We start from the raw sequence: 19,007 nt of genomic DNA on the forward strand, positions 1-19,007 counted from the left end.
AGACCTGTTTGAATGCAAAAAACTCTTGTGCAAATATACGGTTTATTGTATATTTATACATGAATCCACAAGCGAATCAGCGGCAAAGCCGTAGTGGCGCTAGCGTGGGTTTTATGCATTTTGTTGCGATTGGTGGGATGACAGTGAATCTATCAACTACAGTGTCCGTTAGAAAAGCTTCGATAAGTGATATTGAGAAGCTGCATGATATTATACAAGGCTATGCCAAGCAGGGGATTATGCTGCCGCGGAGCAAAGAGATGCTGGAGGAGCAGATTGACACTTTCGTTGTCGCTGAATCGGATGGCTTGCTGATTGGCTGCGGCTCCCTTACAGGGCTTGGGCCAGATCTTGTTGAGATTCGCTCACTTGGGATGACCCAAGGCTACAAGGGACAAGGAATCGGCGGGAAACTTGTGAACTTCTTAGTTGAAGAGGCGAGGAGCCAAGGCATCATTAAAGTGATGGCGCTCACGTATGAAGTCGCTTTTTTTCAAAAAAACGGCTTTACTCTCGTGCCAAAAGAGATTTTTCCAGAGAAGGTTTGGAAAGATTGTATGCATTGCAAAAAACAGTATTGCTGCGACGAAATCGCCGTACTTAAACGTTTGGATTGACTTGACAACAGACCTTAGGGTCTGTTATTTTTGTATTAGGATTTAGCACTCACTAAATACGAGTGCTAACGAAAGTGGCAAATAGTGATTTGTGAAGAGGAGGGGTACCTTATGTTGACGGAGCGTCAGCGCATGATTTTAAGTGCTATCATTGATGATTATGTTCGTTCAGCAGAGCCAATTGGTTCGCGAAGTATTTCGAAGCGGGGCAATGTCGGATTCAGTCCGGCGACGATCCGTAACGAGATGTCTGATCTCGAAGAAATGGGTTATTTGGAACAACCCCATACGTCCGCAGGTCGTATACCCTCGCACAAAGGTTATCGCTATTATGTCGATCATTTGCTTCAACATGGTACCTTGCATAATAACGATTTGGACTCCATGAAGGGTGCTTTTGCCGAACGCATTCAAGAGATGGAAGGTGTGATCCAGCATGTTGCGGGAATGCTCTCCAGTCTTACGAATTATACATCGATCGTGCTTGGTCCTGAGGTATTCAGTACAACGCTGAAACACTTACAGATTATCCCGCTTTCAGAAACGACTGCCGTTGCCATTATTGTTATGAATACGGGTCATGTGGAGAATAAAACAGTTTCCATTCCTGAAGGCATACGGATGTCTGAGATTGAGAAGGTCGTCAATATTCTGAATGCAAAGCTTAAAAATGTACCGTTGATTGAGTTTAAATCCAGGCTTTACAATGAAATTTCGAGCGAGTTAAGCAAGTATGTGAACGGGTATCAAGAGCTTCTTGCGGTTGTGGAAAGCGTGCTTCAAAGCAATGAGAAGGATCGCGTCTTCCTAAGCGGTATGACGAATATGTTGACCCAACCCGAGTTCAAGGATGTTGACAAGGTCAAGAGCATTTTTGATCTATTGGAAGAAGCACCAACCCTCATCAAATTGTTTACATCGTCAAATGAAGGCATTGAGATTAAAATTGGTGCTGAAAATAGTATTGAAGCTATTAATAATTGCAGCTTAATAACGGCCTCGTATTCGATCGGTGATAAGCCTCTTGGAACGATAGGAATTTTGGGTCCTACCCGTATGGAATACGGCAGGGTCATTAGCTTAATGGAGCATTTGTCGAAGCATCTAGAAGTCGTTCTTGGGCGTTGGTATGGCAAATGAGCGGAATGAAAACAGTTCATAGCGAGGGTGAAGAACGTTACTCTACGCTGGTCAACAATGCTGCTGCCGTAAGAGCGATTTGTTCTGCGGTCGAGGGGACACTTGGACCCAAAGGTCTCGATACCATGTTAGTTGGTGGGCAGGGTGAAGTCATTATTACCAATGATGGTGTAACTATTTTGGAAAAAATGGACGTCACTCATCCTGCGGCTAGGTTGATGATTCAGGTCGCACGCAGCCAGCAACGCCAAATCGGCGACGGTACAACGACGGCAACGGTTCTTGCCGGTGCTTTGGTGCAAGAAGGTGTCGCTCAGGTGACGCGCGGCGTACCGGTCGCGAAGGTCGTCAGCGGAATGCTGCAAGGCATCGAGCTGGCGGTAAAAAGCTTACAAAGCCGAAGCCGCGCGATTGTCGGTTTAGGTGATAGCGCTCTGAAGCGCATTGCTATCACAGCCGGTAGGGAGCAGGCGGATATCGCAAAGCTCATCGTTCAGGCCGCCGAAGCGGTCGGTGAGGCGAAACTTCGCGAAGACGGCTACCGCTTCGCAGACAGCGTGCTCGCCCATGAAGAAGCGAGCAGTGAGGTATGGACCGGCATTCTGCTGAACCAGAAGCCGATGAACCTGCATCTCGAGCACGAGCTGCGCGATGCTCGAATTCTCGTGCTGCATGATGCTTTGGAGCCTGAGGCGGTCAGCGAAGAAGCGCTGGTCACCGAGGCAGGCTTCCAGCGCTACATGCAGCTGCGGGAGCAGTTCCGCAGCAGCCTAGGCTCGCTGCTGGAGCTTGGCGTCGGTCTGATCGCATCAGACCGCGGGGTAGACCCCGAGGCGGAGCAGTTCTGCTCCGACCATGGCATTATCGTGCTGCAGCGGCTGTCCCGCAGGGACATGCAGCTGCTGAGCGAGCACACCGGCGCTAGGCCGGTTCGGCGCACAGCGCTGCGCAAGAGCGCGCCGGAGCTCGGCGCCGCCCTCGGGCACGCGGGCTATGCCGCGTACGACGAGCGGCTGGAGCGCGTGCGCGTTGCGCGCGGTCACGGGGAGCAGCACGTGACCGTGATCGTCGGCGCCGCGACACGCGAAGCGGCGCACGAGCGCTCGCGCATCGCGAAGGACGCTGCGTCAGCCGTTCAAGCCGCCGTTCGCGGCGGGTACTTGCCCGGAGGCGGCGCTGCGGAGATGGCGGTCGCCCATGATCTCGAGCGCGTCCGCGAGACGATGAAGGGCATGGAAGGCTTCGGTGTTGCCGCTGTCGCAGGGGCACTTCGTAAGCCTGTGGCCCAGATTGTCGTCAATGCGGGATATAATCCGCTCGAGAAGGTTGAAGAGCTGAAAGCAGCGCAGATTGCGCTGGAAACCGACAGTCTCGGTATCGATTGCGATACCGGACAAGTAACTGACTTCTTAGAAGCAGGTATTGTGGATCCAGCTGATGTGAAAATTCACGCTCTGCAAGCGGCTGGAGAAGTTGCTGCCGCTGTGCTGCGTATTCATACGGTTATTAAGATGAAGCAGCCTTTTGAAGAGGCCTAAAGATGGGCAAACTGACGTAAGTGAGATTATGATGTATTATGTTTAGGAGGTGAAGGACAATTGAGTACTGGAGATAACAAAACAGCCGAGCAAGACGTGAACACTACATACGCAGCCGAAGGCGAGCAAGCCGCTGAACAACAAGAAGCGGTAGGCCAAGATTCGCAAGCGGAGGTTTCTGAGGAAACCAAAGAAGTAAGCGAGTTGGAAACGGCGCGTGTGCAAGCAGAAGAAAACTATCAGCGTTTATTACGCGTTCAAGCGGACTTCGACAACTTCCGCCGCCGCGCTAGAGCGGAGAAGGAAGATTTCGCGAAATACGCTTCGCTTAAATTGATTGAACAGCTTTTACCGATTGTAGATAACTTCGATCGCGCGCTGTCTTCAAGCAAAGAGACGAAGGATTTCGACGCTTTGGTGAAAGGCTTGGATATGACGTACCGCGGCATCGATCAACTGCTAACAGCAGAAGGGCTTAAACCCATCGATTCCGTAGGTCAACCGTTCAATCCGGAATTCCACCAAGCGGTTATGCAGGTTGAATCCGAAGAACACGAAGAAGGTATCGTGGTAGAAGAACTGCAAAAAGGCTATATCCTCAAAGATAAAGTCATCCGACCTGCCATGGTCAAAGTTAGCGTGTAAGAGATCTTATTTTTCTCAACATTCAAATAAACGAAATGTTCCATAGGAGCAAAAGGAGGCAGCTTTACATGAGTAAAGTAATTGGTATTGACTTAGGTACAACAAATTCTTGCGTTGCCGTAATGGAAGGCGGAGAAGCCGTCGTAATTCCAAACCCGGAGGGTAACCGTACAACCCCTTCCGTTGTTGGTTTCAAGAAAGATGGCGAGCGCGTTGTTGGTGAAACAGCAAAGCGTCAAGCAATCACAAACCCAGATAAAACAATTAGCTCCATCAAGCGTCACATTGGTACTAACCACAAAGAACACATCGATGGTAAAGATTACACGCCACAAGAGATCTCAGCTATTATTCTGCAAAAGCTTAAAGCTGATGCTGAAGCTTACCTTGGTCAAACCGTAACTCAAGCTGTTATTACGGTTCCTGCCTATTTCAATGACAGCCAACGTCAAGCTACAAAAGATGCTGGTAAAATTGCTGGTCTTGAAGTTCTTCGTATCGTCAATGAGCCAACTGCAGCAGCACTTGCTTACGGTCTGGAAAAAACAGAAGATCAAACGATTCTCGTTTATGACCTTGGTGGCGGTACGTTTGACGTATCCATCCTTGAATTAGGCGATGGTTTCTTTGAAGTTAAAGCAACAAGTGGGGACAACAAGCTTGGCGGCGACGACTTCGACCAAGTCATCATCGATTACCTCGTAGCTGAATTCAAAAAAGAGCAAGGCATCGACCTTTCCAAAGATAAAGCAGCGGTACAACGTTTGAAAGATGCAGCTGAAAAAGCGAAAAAAGAGCTTTCCGGCGTTCTGACAACAACTGTTTCCCTGCCGTTCATTACAGTAGCTGACGGCGTTCCTCAGCATTTGGAGTTGAACCTAACTCGTGCGAAGTTCGAAGAGCTTTCCGCTGGTCTTGTAGAAAGAACACTAGGACCAACTCGTCAAGCACTGCAGGATTCCGGTTTGTCCACTAGCCAAATCGACAAAGTTGTTCTTGTTGGTGGATCCACGCGTATTCCAGCAGTTGTTGAAGCGATCAAAAAATTGACTGGTAAAGATCCTCATAAAGGCGTTAACCCGGATGAAGTTGTTGCCCTTGGTGCAGCTGTTCAAGCTGGTGTATTGACAGGTGAAGTGAAAGACGTCGTTCTTCTTGACGTAACACCGCTTTCCCTTGGTATCGAAACAGCTGGCGGTGTGTTCACGAAAATGATCGACCGCAACACAACGATTCCTACAACGAAATCACAAGTGTACTCCACTTATGCAGATAACCAAACTAGCGTTGAGATTCACGTGCTTCAAGGTGAGCGTTCGATGGCTAGCGGGAACAAAACACTAGGCCGTTTCATGCTTGGTGATATTCCTCCGGCTCCGCGCGGCGTTCCACAAATCGAAGTTAGCTTCGATATCGATGCGAACGGAATCGTTAACGTGTCTGCACTCGACAAAGGAACTGGCAAAAGCCAAAAAATCACGATCACTTCTTCCAGCGGCTTAAGCGATGCAGAAGTTGAACAAATGGTGAAAGATGCGGAAGCTCATGCTGAAGAAGACCGTATCCGTAAAGAGCTTGTAGAAGCTCGCAACGAAGCGGATCAACTCGTATATTCCGTTGACAAAACAATTAAAGATCTTGGCGATAAAGTAGACCAAGGCGAAATCGACAAAGCGAACGCTGCAAAAGAGAAAGTGACAGCTGCTCTAGCTGGTAACGAACTCGAAGCGATCAAAAAAGCAACAGAAGAGTTGACAGAAGTCATTCAACAACTTTCCGTGAAGCTGTATGAGCAAGCTGCTCAAGCGCAAGGTGCTGAAGGCGATGCTGGTGCTGGCGAAGCCCCTAAAGGCAGAGAAAATGTTGTCGACGCTGACTACGAAGTTGTTGACGAACCAAAAAAATAATCATATCCTAACTAAATATGAAGTTTAAAAAGTTGACTTTGATAACGATGTTATTCAGGTAGTATCTCGGCATCGAATATTGAACGAAAATCGGGAAGTCCGGTACTCACGTAGGTTTGCCTACGCTCCGTTCCTCCTTCACCGATTTTCGTCCAATCTTCTCGGTTCTGAAAGCCAATTTTTAAACACCGTATTTTATTAATCAACGAATGAGTCAAAGCCAACAGGAGTTTCTCCGTGGCTTTGACTTTCCGTTTGTAGTCTTGAACATGGGAGTGGAACAATGAGTAAACGTGATTTTTATGAGGTGCTTGGACTAGGCAAAGATGCTTCGCAAGAAGATATCAAGAAGGCTTACCGTAAAATGGCTCGTCAGTATCACCCTGACGTGAATAAAGCCGCGGATGCGGAAGATAAATTCAAAGAAGCGAAAGACGCTTATGATGTTTTGAGCGATGATCAGAAAAAAGCCCAATATGATCGCTTTGGTCATGTAGATCCTAACCAAGGTATGGGCGGCCAAGACTTCAGCGGCGGCTTTGGGGATATCTTTGATATGTTCTTCGGCGGTGGCGGCGGTGGAAACCGTCGTAACCCGAATGCTCCGCAGCGCGGGAACGATTTGCAATACACAATGACGATTGAGTTCAAAGAAGCGATTTTCGGGAAAGAAACCGATATCCATATTCCTAGAACTGAAAATTGTGATACGTGTAATGGATCCGGTGCTAAGCCAGGTACAAAGCCAGAAACTTGCGGCGGTTGTCACGGCAGCGGGCAGCAGGAAGTGGTACAGAATACTGCATTTGGCCGTATTGTTAACCGTCGTGTCTGTACGACATGTAATGGACAAGGGAAGATCATTAAAGAAAAATGCGGAACGTGTCATGGCGCTGGTAAGGTGAAAAAACAGCGTACCATCCACATCAAGATTCCTGCTGGTGTCGATGATGGCGCACAATTGCGTGTCTCCGGCGAAGGTGAAGGCGGAACTCGCGGAGGCCCTGCGGGTGACCTCTACGTCGTTATTCGTGTGAAAACACATGAATTCTTCGAACGTGAAGGCAATGACGTCTATTGTGAAGTTCCATTGACCTTCATGCAGGCAGCGTTAGGTGATGAGATCGAGATTCCAACGCTCACTGAGAAGGTTAAGCTCAAAATTCCTGCTGGTACGCAAACCGATACGTATTTCCGCTTAAAAGGTAAAGGCGTGCCTCACCTTCGCGGCTTCGGTCAAGGTGATCAACACGTGAAAGTGATCGTGATGACGCCAACGAATCTGAGCGAAGATCAAAAGGATTTGCTCCGTCAATTCGGTAAACAAAGCGGTGAAAATACGTCTGAGCAGAATCAATCCATTTTCGAGCGTATGAAAAGAGCCTTCTTAGGCGATTAACGAGAGTCATTAATGAGATAAAAACACTTCGTTTTTAGATATAGACTAAATTTTATTTTAGTCTAACTCTATGAAACGGAGTGTTTTTTGTTTTGTAAGATGAAGCTTTACAAAAAATTCACGTCAATTTTACACAAAACGCCAATTTATCCTATAGTCCCTTTACAAAAGACTAGTAAACTTTTAATGAATAGAATTATTTAAATAGGAAGAGGTAGATTATTTTGAAGAATCAATTTAAATCTCGCAAAATGTTAGTGCCAGTTTTAGGACTTGCTCTGTTAGCTCCTAGTGTACTTCCGAATATGGCTTACGCAGCTAACGATGTCAAGGTGAAATCAGTTGATTTCGTAGGAATGGCTGCACCAGCTACCCCGGAAGAAATGGCGAAAATGTACTCTGGCGCTTCTGTTCAAGTCACTTATACTGATGGTACGGTTAAATCGTTCCCATTAACTTATAAAACACTTTTTAAAACAGATGAATCCATTAATGGCACAGTTGCTGGCGTATCTCAAGATAAGAATGGTAAACCGATTATGGACACGAGTGTACCTAATAGCCCAACTCCATTTGTCTCCGATGCACCGGATTCCAACTCTTTATTTAAAGTGGATGGCGCTAAGGCGACGGCAAAAGGCGGCAACCCACTCTCTTTGATTACTCACTATGAATATATAACCTTAAATAATGCTGGAAAGTCAGCATATGGTATGGTTCCCGCTTCTATGTCATTAACCACGTTAGATCAAAATAAAACAACGGGTGAGCTCGCGGCTACAGATTTGAAAAAAGTGGATTTTAGTGGAGTAGACGGATTGTGGATTCCATGTAACGGTTCCTTAACACCGTGGAATACACACTTAAGTAGTGAAGAGTATGAAGCAGATGCACGTGCTTTTGAAGCGGATCCTACACAAACTTATGTAAATTCATTTGCTAGAGCATTCTCTCAAGATGATAAAAAAGTAGGAAACCCATATGCAAATGGTTATATTCCTGAAGTTACTGTCCTTGCAGATAACACAACTACGGTAGTAAAGCATTACAGTATGGGTCGTTTCTCACATGAACTTGGCCGTGTTGCACCCGACATGAAAACTGTCTTCTTCGGTGATGATGGTGGAAATACGATGTTGTTCCTCTATGTTGCGGACAAAGCGAAAGACCTGTCTGCCGGAACGCTGTATGCTGCTAAATGGATCCAAACAAGTGACGAGAATGGTGGAGCAGCAAATCTTCAATGGATTCCGCTTGGTCATGCAACGGATGCTGAAGTGAAAAGTTATGTAGATAAAGGTTTGAAATTTAGCGATATTTTCGAAACAGCGGACAAAGATACAGCAGGTTTTACAAAAATCAAATCGTATCCTAGTGGTAAAGTGGAATGGCTGAAAGTGAAGCCGGGTATGGAGAAGGCAGCTGCTTTCCTTGAGTCTCGCCGTTATGGTGCAGTTGTCGGAGCGACAGCTGAATTCAACAAAATGGAAGGCGTTGCAGTTAACGCCAAGGATAATAAGGTTTATGTAGCAATGTCTTATGTTGAGAAATCCATGGAAAAAGATACGAAAGCTGCTGATCCTACAGACGATATCCAAGTCAAGAAAATCAAAGCTGGCGTAACTTATGAGCTGGATATGAAAGGTGGACAAGTAGATCGCAGCAAGCAGCCAATTAACAGTGAATACGTTCCTTCAATGATGAAGGGTCTAATTGTTGGTCAAGATTTGGCAAAAGCCGATAGCAAAGGCAATACGGCAGTTGAGGATCTAGTTGCGAACCCTGATAATCTGTCTTACTCAGATGAGCTAAGAACTTTGTTTATTGGCGAAGACAGCGGCATGCATGCGAATAACTTCACTTGGGCTTATAACGTAGATACGAAAAAGCTTTCTCGTATTCTTTCGATTCCAGCTGGTGGAGAAGCTACAGGGCTGCAAGTGGTAGATAACTTGAATGGCTTCAGTTACGTCATGAGCAATATGCAGCATCCCGGAGATGAAATGATTTTGCCGGAACCGTTGAAAGCCCAAGTTGATGCAGTTATTAACAAAACCTATGACAATAAACGTGCTGGCAGCGTTGGCTACATTAGTGGAATCCCGACTTCAGGTCAAATGATCGAGTGGATGTCTACTGATAAATCTCTATCTGCTCTCCGTGATATGGCTGAGGCTAACGGCGCAACTGTAAAATGGAATGAAGCGGATCGCAGCGTTACAGTGACCAAAGGCAGTCATTCCCTGGTAGTAAAAATTAACGATACTTCAGCTATTGTTGATGGTCAATCCGTTCAATTGCCGTACGCAGCTCGTATTGAGAACGAAAAAACGATGATATCTACTTCTGTTCTGAACAGTTTCTTGAGTCGTTAATATTAACAAATTTGGAAGAGATCATTGTGGTGCACTTTGCACCCATGGTCTCTTCATTTTATTAGGTAAGCATTTCTTTGCATAAAAATGAATTTCTTTGGGACAATAAAATTGGTTTACCTATACCGATTCAGGGAGGTTCAAATATGAGCGAGAACAATAAGCAGAAGCAGCAGGGTGCCAGCCACCTTCCTATTGTCAAAAACGAGGATGTTGAGTTCGCAGCTGAAGTAGCAGATGCCGATGATTTCGAAGCGGCTGAGAGAGCGCAATCAGCGGATTACAGACAGGAAGAACAGTAATGGCGGAGAAAAGTATTCTCGCCTATTTTCATTCACCGGAGCAAGCAGAGGGAGCAGCTTCCAAGCTGAAAGCACTGCGTGCTATTGACGTTCAGGTAGATCGATTCGGCAGATATGCTGGCAGTGGGTTGCAATCCGCGATGAATCCTTATGCGGGAGACTTCGGAAGCTTGGGTACGTTAACCCAGGCAGCGGATGTGTCTACGCCGGATGAAGGGATTCTGATTGCAGCAGATCCAGCGGCAAGCGGTTTAAGCGACGGTGGAGGTGGCGGTGTAACCGGAATTGACATTATACTAGCTGCCGTCATCGACGATGCCGTGTATGAGCAGGCGGTACGTGTCATTCAAAGCGCAGGCGGAACCATGTAACCTGAAAAAAGCATCTGATCAAAAGGCAAAAGCCTTATTGATCAGATGCTTTTATTATATAGGGCAGTGCTTATTGCCCACTCATGACTTGAACAAGTTGGTCTGGATGGTCCGTAATAATACTGGATACACCGAGTGCAAGCATCTGCTTCATGATAGTCGGTTGATTTACCGTCCATACGTAGACTTCTTTCTGATGTGTCTCGGCAAGCTTTATGAATGATTCGGTTACGAGGGGATAGGCCGCAGAAATAACATCGTAAACAGAGTTCTCCATAATGGCTTCAATGTTTTCCGTTTTCTGCCCCACAATAAGACCAGTCTTGATCTGAGGATTGAGATTTTTCACGGTATAAAGTAGCTTGGCATCAAATGATGTCACCGTGCATTCCTTCACAAAGCCGTGTGCTTGGATAAGATCGACTGTTTTTTCAGCGAGCAGCTTACCGTGCCCGTTATTTTTCATTTCAATATTCAGCCTGATGCGATCTTTGGCTACCTCTAACACTTCATCGAGAGTTGGAACATGTTCATTCTTAAATTTGGAATGGAACCAGCTGCCGGCACTAGCCTGTTTAAGCTCAGAAGATGTGACTTCCCACATATTTTTGTTAATTCCTGTGGTGCGAAAGACACTGTCATCGTGCATGACCATTACGACGCCGTCAGACGTTTCTTGAACGTCAAGCTCGGCGTAACCGGCTTTGTCAGAAATGGCTTGAAGGATCGAGCTAAGGGTATTTTCTGGTGCAGCTGTTGAGCTGCCTCGGTGAGCGGTAACTTGGCTAAAGTTATCAGCAAGCATGGTTGGTGTCGTGAAAGGTGCTGACAGTACCGCACCAACGAAAACAAGCGAGATGAATAGTGTTTTGTACATGTGATGACCCCAGTCTAATGATGTATAAAGCAAGAAAGACGATAAGCACTGCTCACTTTTTCAATGTAACATGAAGGTATTAGGAAGTTGTTAGGATGCAAAATATTTTTAGAGCGCTTACAAGCTGTGCGCCATTTTACCCAAGAAGCGAAGTGTAGTACAATAATCAGTGTGAAAATAGCCCAAATAGCCGATTAAGGCTTGGTTTATTTGTAAGTGATAACCGACAGGAGGAGCAATACCGATGCTTTGGCAGGAATTAACTGTACATACGACAGAAGAAGCAATAGAAATGATTACGAATTTTGTTCATGAACTGGGCGCCGGGGGCGTTTCCATTGAAGAATCAGGGACCTTAAACAAAGAGAGAGATACCTCGTTTGGCCAATTGTACGAAACGCCTTTTAACGATATCCCAGAGGGAAGAGCCGTCATTAAAGGTTACTTCTACCATGGCACTGATATGGAGCCCATCATGGCTAACCTGAAGGAATCTGTCGAGCAGCTTAAAGAGTTCGATATCGATACTGGAAATCCTACATTTGAGTTAATAGAAGTAGACGATGAGGATTGGGCGCATGCTTGGAAGCAGTATTTTAAACCTATTCGTGTGTCCGACCGTTTGACAATTAAACCAACATGGGAAGAGTACACGGCTTCGCCTGATGAATTGATCTTGGAGCTTGATCCCGGGATGGCTTTCGGTACAGGTACACATGCGACAACGTCTCTTTGTTTGAAAACATTGGAGAAGGTAATCCAGCCAGGGGACGACGTCATTGATGTGGGAACTGGTTCCGGTATTCTTTCGATTGCAGCTGCGAAGCTAGGCGCCAAGCATGTGCTCGCTGTTGACTTGGATCCTGTAGCTGTAACGAGTGCGCTTGATAATACAAAACAGAATCAGCTTGAAGATAAGATTACTGTCAAACTTAGTGATTTACTCGGAGTACTGAAAGAAAGCGAGACCGAAGATGCTGCGCAGCTGGGTGTGACAATTCCTGTACAGCTGGTTGTCGCGAATATTTTGGCAGAAGTCATTGTTCTTTTCGTAGATGATGTGTATGAAGTCTTGCAGCAAGGTGGGTACTATATCACCTCGGGGATTATTACAAACAAAGAAGCTGATGTCGAAAAAGCACTAATTGCAGCCAAATTTACGATCGTAGAGAAAAACTATGATTCGAATTGGGTTGTGATTGTAGCTAGAAAGCTGTAGGTGTCCATACATGGGAGGATTATTGTTTTATGACTGGAGTACATTACCGTTTGTTATTCTAGTCCTCGTTCTTTCTTTTACCATTCATGAATTTGCTCATGCGTATAGCGCCTATAAATTAGGAGATTCTACGGCATATCAGTTCGGGAGAGTTTCCTTAAACCCAATGGTTCACTTGGATCTGTTCGGTACGATTATGCTGTTGATTGCCGGTTTTGGTTGGGCGAAACCTGTTCCTGTAAATCGTGGGAATTTTAAAAGCCCTCGCTTGATGGGGATCATTGTGACCGCAGCAGGACCGCTGAGCAACTTGATTCTTGCCTTTATCAGTTTATTTGTATTTTTTTTATTCCAGAAATACGGTTGGTTAGAAGGTATGTCTAAGGGAAGCGCAAGCGCGATCCTCATCTTCTTGAAATTAATGATTAATACGAATCTAACCTTGTTCCTTTTCAATTTAATACCGATTCCACCATTAGATGGTTATCGAATTATTCAAGATCTAGTGGATCTGAGATACACGGAGTCGCTGCAGAAGTTTGAACAATGGGCATCGGTCATTTTCTTGCTAGTTGTATTTGTAAGACCTTTACGACAAGTGACTTTAGATCCTTACTTAAGTTTGGGGAATGACATCATCCGTATTTTCTCAACGCCGATTGCTTGGATCTTGGGGATGTAAGGATTCCAATTTCAACCCATTGTAGATTTCTAAGACCAAAAAAGGTATGATGGTGAGTGGAAGTTTCATATCAATATCGAAATGAACGAAGATAGAGAGGCTTTGACTATGCAGCGTTATTTTCTCCCGCTTGAGCAGTTTCACGAGGCTACACGTACAGTCACCATAGAGGGAGACGACGCACATCATCTGATTCGAGTCATGCGAGCAGATATTGGCGACAAGATTATTTGCAGTAATGGCGTAGACCGTGAAGTGCTCGCTCGTATTTCGGTGCTGGATAAAGGGCATGCGACCGCGGAAATCGTGGAAGAGCTGACTATGGATGCTGAAGCGGCTGTTCAAGTGTGGATTGCACAGAGCTTGCCCAAAGGCGATAAGATGGAACTCATTATTCAAAAAGGGACCGAGATCGGGGCAGCCCGGTTTCTTCCTTTTTTATCAGAACGCACGATTGTGCAGTACGATGCAAAGAAAGAAGCAAAACGCACCGAGCGTTGGCAGAAGATTGCCAAGGAAGCGGCGGAACAAGCTCACCGAAATCGTGTACCGCACGTAGATTCCGTTTATTCTTGGAAGCAGCTGCTGCAGCGTGCAAAAGAAGCGGATGTCGCTTGGATTTGCTATGAGAAGGAAGATGGTCAGCAATTAAAGCCTGCTATTCAGGAAGCGCATGCTACCGGCAAATTGGGTCCAGGGAAACAAGTGCTGATTGCGGTTGGCCCTGAAGGTGGTTTTACGGAACAGGAAATTAAGCAGGCTGAAGAGGCTGGCTTCACTTCCGTATCGCTGGGTGCACGCATTTTACGCACGGAGACTGCCGCAATGGTAGGTCTTACGTGTCTTTTCTATGAAACCGGAGAGATGGGAGGATAAGCGTTATGGCAACGGTAGCGTTTCATACATTAGGTTGTAAAGTAAATTTCTATGATACAGAGGCCATTTGGCAGCTATTCAAAAATGAGGGTTACGAGCAGGTTGATTTCGAGAATACGGCAGATGTGTATGTTATTAATACATGTACCGTTACGAATACAGGGGATAAGAAGAGCCGCCAAATGATTCGTCGTGCGATTCGTCGTAATCCTGAAGCAATTGTTGCCGTAACTGGTTGTTACGCGCAGACGTCACCGGCAGAAATTATGGCGATTCCAGGCGTAGATATGGTGATCGGGACACAGGATCGGGAGAAAATTATTCCGCTTGTGAAACAATTTGAGCAGGATCGTCAACCGATCAATGCCGTGCGCAACATTATGAAAACACGTCAGTTCGAGGAACTTGATGTGCCTGATTTTGCCGACCGGACAAGAGCTTTTCTTAAAATCCAAGAAGGCTGCAATAACTTCTGCACCTTCTGCATTATTCCATGGTCACGCGGTCTGATGCGCAGTCGTGAACCGCAAAGCGTTATAGCACAAGCTGAGCAGCTTGTGGCTGCAGGTTATCAAGAAATCGTATTGACGGGTATTCACACTGGTGGATATGGTGAAGATATTGAGGACTATAGCTTAGCAAAGCTGCTTTGGGATTTGGACAAGGTTGAGGGACTGAAACGAATTCGTATCTCCTCGATCGAAGCTAGCCAAATTACAGATGAAGTCATTGAAGTTCTGAAGTCCTCGGACAAAATGTGCCGTCATTTGCATATCCCGCTGCAAGCTGGCGATGATCAAGTTCTCGCACGGATGCGCAGAAAATATACAACAGCGGAATTCGCCCGCAAGATCGAACGTCTTCATGAAATTATGCCGGATGTCGCGATTACGACGGACGTTATTGTAGGTTTCCCAGGTGAAACCGAGGAAATGTTCCGCGACGGTTACAAGTTTATGGAGCAAATGAAATTCTCCGAAATGCACGTATTCCCTTACTCCAAACGGACAGGTACTCCTGCTGCGCGGATGGAAGACCAAGTGGATGAGGAAATTAAAAATGCTCGCGTACACGAGCTGATCGATCTTTCCGAGAAAATGCAGCTTGCTTATGCGCAAAAATTTGTAGGTGAAGTTCTAGAAGTCATTCCGGAACGTGCTTACAAAGGTGCTCCTGACAGCGGACTGTACATGGGTTACTCCGATAATTACGTGCAGCTTGTGTTCCAAGGCTCCGAAGACATGATTGGCCAAGTTTGCCGCGTTAAGGTAACGGAAGCCGGTGTTAATGAAAGCAAGGGACAGTTGGTTCGTGTTTTAGAAGCGGCTAATGTCGTGAATTTGTAATTCTTTTCTCTTAAGGCTATAAAACCTACCTCTAAACGTAGTCGCTCATCTTGAATGACTACGCTAGAGGTTTTCTCATTAAAGGGTTTAAATAGGGAATGGTTTCAAAAATAAAAACGATGAGGTGCATCAAATGAGTACTTTGAGCGCGAAGGAAATTGCAAAATACATTGACCATACGTTATTAAAACAAGATGCGAGCACAGCTGCGATCCATAAATTGTGTGAGGAAGCTGCGAAGCATCAATTTTTTAGTGTTTGTGTAAACTCCCAGTTTGTTGGAACAGCAAGTAAAGCACTAGAAGGAACGGGGGTAAAGGTTGCTGCTGTTGTTGGCTTCCCGCTTGGCGCAAGCCTGAGCGAAGTGAAAGCATTTGAAGCGGCTAAGGCTGTAGAGAATGGGGCTGCTGAAATTGACACTGTCCTGCCGATTGGCTTATTGCTTGAAGGGCAATATGATGCTGTTCGTTCTGACATTAAACAAGTTGTAGACGCTGTTAAAGGTAAAGCGATTGTTAAAGTAATTATGGAAACAGGTTTCCTAAATGATGAGCAAAAAGCAGCAGCTTGCAAACTTTCCGAAGAAGCAGGCGCTCATTTCGTTAAAACATCTACTGGCTTTGGTCCAGGTGGGGCTACAGTGGAAGACGTTCGCTTAATGCGCCAAAACGTATCCGATACGATTGGTGTGAAAGCATCGGGTGGCGTTAGAGACTTGCAAACTGCGATTGCTATGATTGAAGCAGGGGCAACAAGATTAGGGACAAGCTCAGGTGTTGCTATTGTGAGCGGAACTCAAGACGCTTCCACATATTAAAATAACAAAACGGCAAGGCGAGCAAGGAACATACGATATTGAATATCGTTTGGGAACGGGCAATTTGCTCGGAAGCATCATTAGCAAGAAGAGCTGAAAGGCTTACGAGCTGATGGATGAAGGGGTAGAATAGGACTGCTCCTCCGACATTGAGGAGGATATGCGACCAGGCGACGTATCGACCGGCACGAGAACTGCTCATTCCGGCGATTAATGCGGTCACACAAGTGCCGACATTAGCACCGATGGTTATCGCTACGCCCAGCTCGACGGGAATGCCTTGAACGGCTGCGAGGCCCATCGCCATCGCAATGACAGCTGCACTGCTGTGTACAAGTGCGGTGACCGCGGCACCGGCGATGACACCCCACAGCAGACTGTGCTGCGCCTGGAGCACGAACCAGGCGAAGAGACCTCGGGACTGCAAGGCTGGCCCGATGGTTTGCATGATCTCGATGCCGAGCAGCACGAGAGAGAAACCGCTGACCGCAAGCGAGCCGTAGCGGACGGTGCGCAGCCAGCTGCGTCCACCGATGGTGGCGGGCGAGCCGGTTGTAGCCGTGAGTGGCTGCGCGGCGGTAGCAGCAGGGGCGCTGTCCTGCGGCAGCGGCCCGGCAAACCAGCTCGCCAGCCAGATGGCGGCGCTCGCGAGCAGCATCGGCACGCCGATGCCTCCGAGGCTGAGCCCGATCAGCTCGGTGGTGAGGCACGTGCCGATGTTCGTCCCGAGAATGACGCCTAGCGTTCTCGGGAAGGTTAGTACGCCAGCGCCGACGAGGCCGATGGCGATTACGGTAATGGCGGTGCTGCTTTGGAGCGCCGCCGTGAGTACGGTGCCGGTGGCGAGGCCGCGTACCGGCGTGCGGGTAAACCGCTCCAGCCACAGCTGGAGGCGGGGGCCTGCCCACCGCTGAAGCGCGGTTTCCATCAGCTTCATACCGAACAGAAATAGAGCTAAGCCTGTTAATACAGGCAGTACGATGGTAGTTATCATTGCAGCATATCTCCTTCGCGAGCTTGCTAATCATTTTTCAACCAATATATGTGACCGTACAGACAAGCATGACAAGCAAGCTGATGAGAGTGAACGGTTTCACAAAAAAGGACGGCTAAAAGCATAATGGCAGCAGTATTTTTACATAAGAAACGCAAACCTCGTTTGGAGCAAGGACACCCATGGGTATACAAAAGTGAAATCGATCGTGTAGATGGTGAGATCGAACCAGGACAGCTAGTTCCTGTTCAAACGCATCTCGGCCAATACCTAGCAACGGGTTATTATAACGAGGCTTCCCAAATTACGGTCCGGATCGTATCCTATAAACCGCTTGAAGCGATGACAACGGAATTTTTTGTTGAGCGGTTTACGCGCTGTTTACAGCATCGCAAGCGCTTTGTGAAAGATGCGCAATCTTATCGCTTGGTTTATGGTGAAGCCGACTTTTTGCCGGGGCTCATTGTAGATAAATTTGAGGATACGCTCGTTGTGCAGCTCCTTACCATGGGGATGGATCGCTGCAGAGAGCAAATTGTTGCCGCATTGATTCAGGTTGTGAAGCCAACAGGCATATTTGAACGCAGTGATGTTTCGATTCGTGAGCTGGAAGGGTTGAAACAGACCAAGGGCTTACTGTATGGCGAGTGTCCCAAGCATGTTGACATCTTAGAAAATGGCCTGCGCATTCGCGTTGACATTGAAGAAGGTCAAAAAACCGGTTACTTCTTTGACCAAAGAGAGAATCGCGCAGCCATCGCTCCCCTAATGACAGGATGGGGCCATCGCAGCGGAATTGAACTGAAAGAGGTTGAGGAGGATGGCGTGAGCCAAACACTCCCTGTGAATGCGAATGGCAAAGTCGTTTCCTTTCCATATTGGGACGGCGCTTCGGTGCTGGAATGTTTCTCGCATACGGGGAGCTTCACGTTAAATGCCTGTAAATTCGGTGCGAAAAAAGTAACCTGCCTCGATATTTCGGAGCATGCGATTGAAAGTGCGCGGACGAACGTTGCGTTGAACGGTTTTGAAGAACGGGTAGAGTTTGTGGTCGCAGATGCTTTCGAATACTTGCGTACTCAAGTCAAAGGCTTGGATGAGCGCAAAGTTCGTGCCAATGCGGGCAGCGGTAAAGCTAAAGTGGATACGTCGAAGCCGGTTACAGATGGTGGACGGACTTGGGATGTAGTCATACTTGATCCTCCTGCTTTCGCAAAAACGAAGAGCGCCGTGGAAGGCGCCTGCCGCGGCTACAAAGATATTAACTTGCACGGCATGAAGCTTGTAAACGAAGGCGGCTACTTGGTAACAGCTAGTTGTTCGTATCACATGCACCCTGAGTTGTTCCTAGAAACCATTCACGCGGCGGCGACTGATGCAGGTAAAATTCTGCGTTTAATAGAGTTCCGTGAAGCGGGTATGGACCATCCTCGCATCCTTGGTGTAGATGAGGGACATTATTTGAAGTTTGCCATATTTGAGGTACGGAGTAAGTAGGAAAACGGACAAATAGGAATTTGAAAAGCGAGGCTAATGTGCCTTGCTTTTTTTATTTGGTACGCCGAGGCATGAAATTCATCGAAATAGTATGGGAATGGTGTTAAAACCCAGTGAGAGGTCGAAAATACACGTTCAAATGATCTAAGTAAGTAGCATGTTGCGAGAAGCCGAAAATTAGCATGAGAGGGCAGAAAAGGCTGTCTCGGAGGCAGAACCTCTCAGCTTCTAAGAGCAGGCAATGCAGTCGGATTTTTGATCTGAACTATTTATCAGCAACCAAATTTGTAACGGATGGAAAGAAGGTAAAACAAAAGAAACACTTGAATACATACATACCCAATGTAATTTATGATCTCCTCAGAGTAAGATCCCACTTCAAACAATGAAATGGCAAAGGAGCAA

Annotated in this window: 17 protein-coding genes; 15 read left to right on the forward strand and 2 right to left on the reverse strand. The window is 46.7% G+C overall.

Annotation, left to right across the window (positions count from 1 at the left end; translation table 11 throughout):
- Window positions 1-137 precede the first annotated feature (137 nt).
- The 9 genes from GC098_RS13715 (at window position 138) to GC098_RS13755 (ending at window position 10,294) form a co-directional block, all read left to right on the forward strand.
- Complete coding sequence (locus GC098_RS13715; protein WP_171643736.1) at window positions 138-617, forward strand: N-acetyltransferase; 480 nt, start codon at window positions 138-140, stop codon at window positions 615-617.
- Window positions 618-728: 111 nt separating this feature from the next.
- The gene (gene hrcA, locus GC098_RS13720; RefSeq protein ID WP_171643709.1) at window positions 729-1,757 is read left to right on the forward strand and encodes a heat-inducible transcriptional repressor HrcA; all 1,029 of its coding nucleotides are present in this window, start codon (window positions 729-731) and stop codon (window positions 1,755-1,757) included.
- Window positions 1,754-3,295 carry a TCP-1/cpn60 chaperonin family protein gene (locus tag GC098_RS13725; RefSeq protein WP_057303134.1) on the forward strand — a complete coding sequence of 514 codons (1,542 nt, stop codon included), beginning with the start codon at window positions 1,754-1,756 and terminating at the stop codon, window positions 3,293-3,295. Before hrcA ends, GC098_RS13725 begins: the two co-directional genes overlap by 4 nt.
- Before the next feature lie 60 nt (window positions 3,296-3,355).
- Entirely contained in the window at window positions 3,356-3,940 is a 585-nt protein-coding gene (gene grpE, locus GC098_RS13730) for a nucleotide exchange factor GrpE (RefSeq protein ID WP_171643710.1), read from the forward strand.
- A 68-nt stretch (window positions 3,941-4,008) separates the two neighbouring features.
- Window positions 4,009-5,847, forward strand: a complete 1,839-nt coding sequence (gene dnaK, locus GC098_RS13735) for a molecular chaperone DnaK (RefSeq protein WP_171643711.1) — start codon at window positions 4,009-4,011, stop codon at window positions 5,845-5,847.
- Between the two features lie 283 nt (window positions 5,848-6,130).
- A complete protein-coding gene (gene dnaJ, locus GC098_RS13740) occupies window positions 6,131-7,246 on the forward strand; it encodes a molecular chaperone DnaJ (protein WP_171643712.1) in 1,116 nt (371 codons plus the stop codon).
- 251 nt (window positions 7,247-7,497) lie between these two features.
- Window positions 7,498-9,621, forward strand: coding sequence for an alkaline phosphatase PhoX (locus tag GC098_RS13745; RefSeq protein WP_171643713.1), 2,124 nt, complete (start codon window positions 7,498-7,500; stop codon window positions 9,619-9,621).
- Between the two features lie 146 nt (window positions 9,622-9,767).
- A complete protein-coding gene (locus GC098_RS13750) occupies window positions 9,768-9,923 on the forward strand; it encodes a YfhD family protein (RefSeq protein ID WP_171643714.1) in 156 nt (51 codons plus the stop codon).
- Complete coding sequence (locus GC098_RS13755) at window positions 9,923-10,294, forward strand: hypothetical protein (RefSeq protein WP_171643715.1); 372 nt, start codon at window positions 9,923-9,925, stop codon at window positions 10,292-10,294. The genes GC098_RS13750 and GC098_RS13755 overlap by 1 nt, the downstream gene beginning before the upstream one ends.
- 70 nt (window positions 10,295-10,364) lie before the next feature.
- Here the strand turns inward: GC098_RS13755 and GC098_RS13760 are convergent, their stop codons facing one another.
- Window positions 10,365-11,171 (reverse strand): glycerophosphodiester phosphodiesterase, encoded by an 807-nt coding sequence (locus GC098_RS13760; protein WP_171643716.1) that lies wholly within the window; start codon window positions 11,169-11,171, stop codon window positions 10,365-10,367.
- A 244-nt stretch (window positions 11,172-11,415) separates the two neighbouring features.
- Here GC098_RS13760 and prmA point away from each other — a divergent pair, with 244 nt between their 5' ends.
- The 5 genes from prmA to deoC all read left to right on the forward strand — a co-directional run bounded on the left by prmA (window position 11,416) and on the right by deoC (window position 16,111).
- On the forward strand, window positions 11,416-12,390 hold the full coding sequence (prmA, locus tag GC098_RS13765; protein WP_171643717.1) for a 50S ribosomal protein L11 methyltransferase: 975 nt from the start codon (window positions 11,416-11,418) through the stop codon (window positions 12,388-12,390).
- Between the two features lie 10 nt (window positions 12,391-12,400).
- Complete coding sequence (locus tag GC098_RS13770; protein WP_171643718.1) at window positions 12,401-13,072, forward strand: site-2 protease family protein; 672 nt, start codon at window positions 12,401-12,403, stop codon at window positions 13,070-13,072.
- Between the two features lie 108 nt (window positions 13,073-13,180).
- The gene (locus GC098_RS13775; RefSeq protein WP_171643737.1) at window positions 13,181-13,948 is read left to right on the forward strand and encodes a 16S rRNA (uracil(1498)-N(3))-methyltransferase; all 768 of its coding nucleotides are present in this window, start codon (window positions 13,181-13,183) and stop codon (window positions 13,946-13,948) included.
- Window positions 13,949-13,953: 5 nt separating this feature from the next.
- A complete protein-coding gene (mtaB, locus tag GC098_RS13780; RefSeq protein ID WP_057303125.1) occupies window positions 13,954-15,294 on the forward strand; it encodes a tRNA (N(6)-L-threonylcarbamoyladenosine(37)-C(2))-methylthiotransferase MtaB in 1,341 nt (446 codons plus the stop codon).
- Between the two features lie 133 nt (window positions 15,295-15,427).
- Entirely contained in the window at window positions 15,428-16,111 is a 684-nt protein-coding gene (gene deoC, locus GC098_RS13785) for a deoxyribose-phosphate aldolase (protein ID WP_171643719.1), read from the forward strand.
- Here deoC and GC098_RS13790 read toward each other — a convergent pair.
- Complete coding sequence (locus GC098_RS13790) at window positions 16,074-17,105, reverse strand: Na/Pi cotransporter family protein (RefSeq protein WP_171643720.1); 1,032 nt, start codon at window positions 17,103-17,105, stop codon at window positions 16,074-16,076. The genes deoC and GC098_RS13790 overlap by 38 nt on opposite strands.
- Window positions 17,106-17,231: 126 nt before the next feature.
- Between GC098_RS13790 and GC098_RS13795 the strand changes: the two genes are divergently transcribed.
- Window positions 17,232-18,602, forward strand: coding sequence for a class I SAM-dependent rRNA methyltransferase (locus GC098_RS13795; protein WP_171643721.1), 1,371 nt, complete (start codon window positions 17,232-17,234; stop codon window positions 18,600-18,602).
- Window positions 18,603-19,007: the final 405 nt, after the last annotated feature.

The organism is Paenibacillus phytorum (genome assembly GCF_013141715.1).
Classification (GTDB): domain Bacteria; phylum Bacillota; class Bacilli; order Paenibacillales; family NBRC-103111; genus Paenibacillus_E; species Paenibacillus_E phytorum.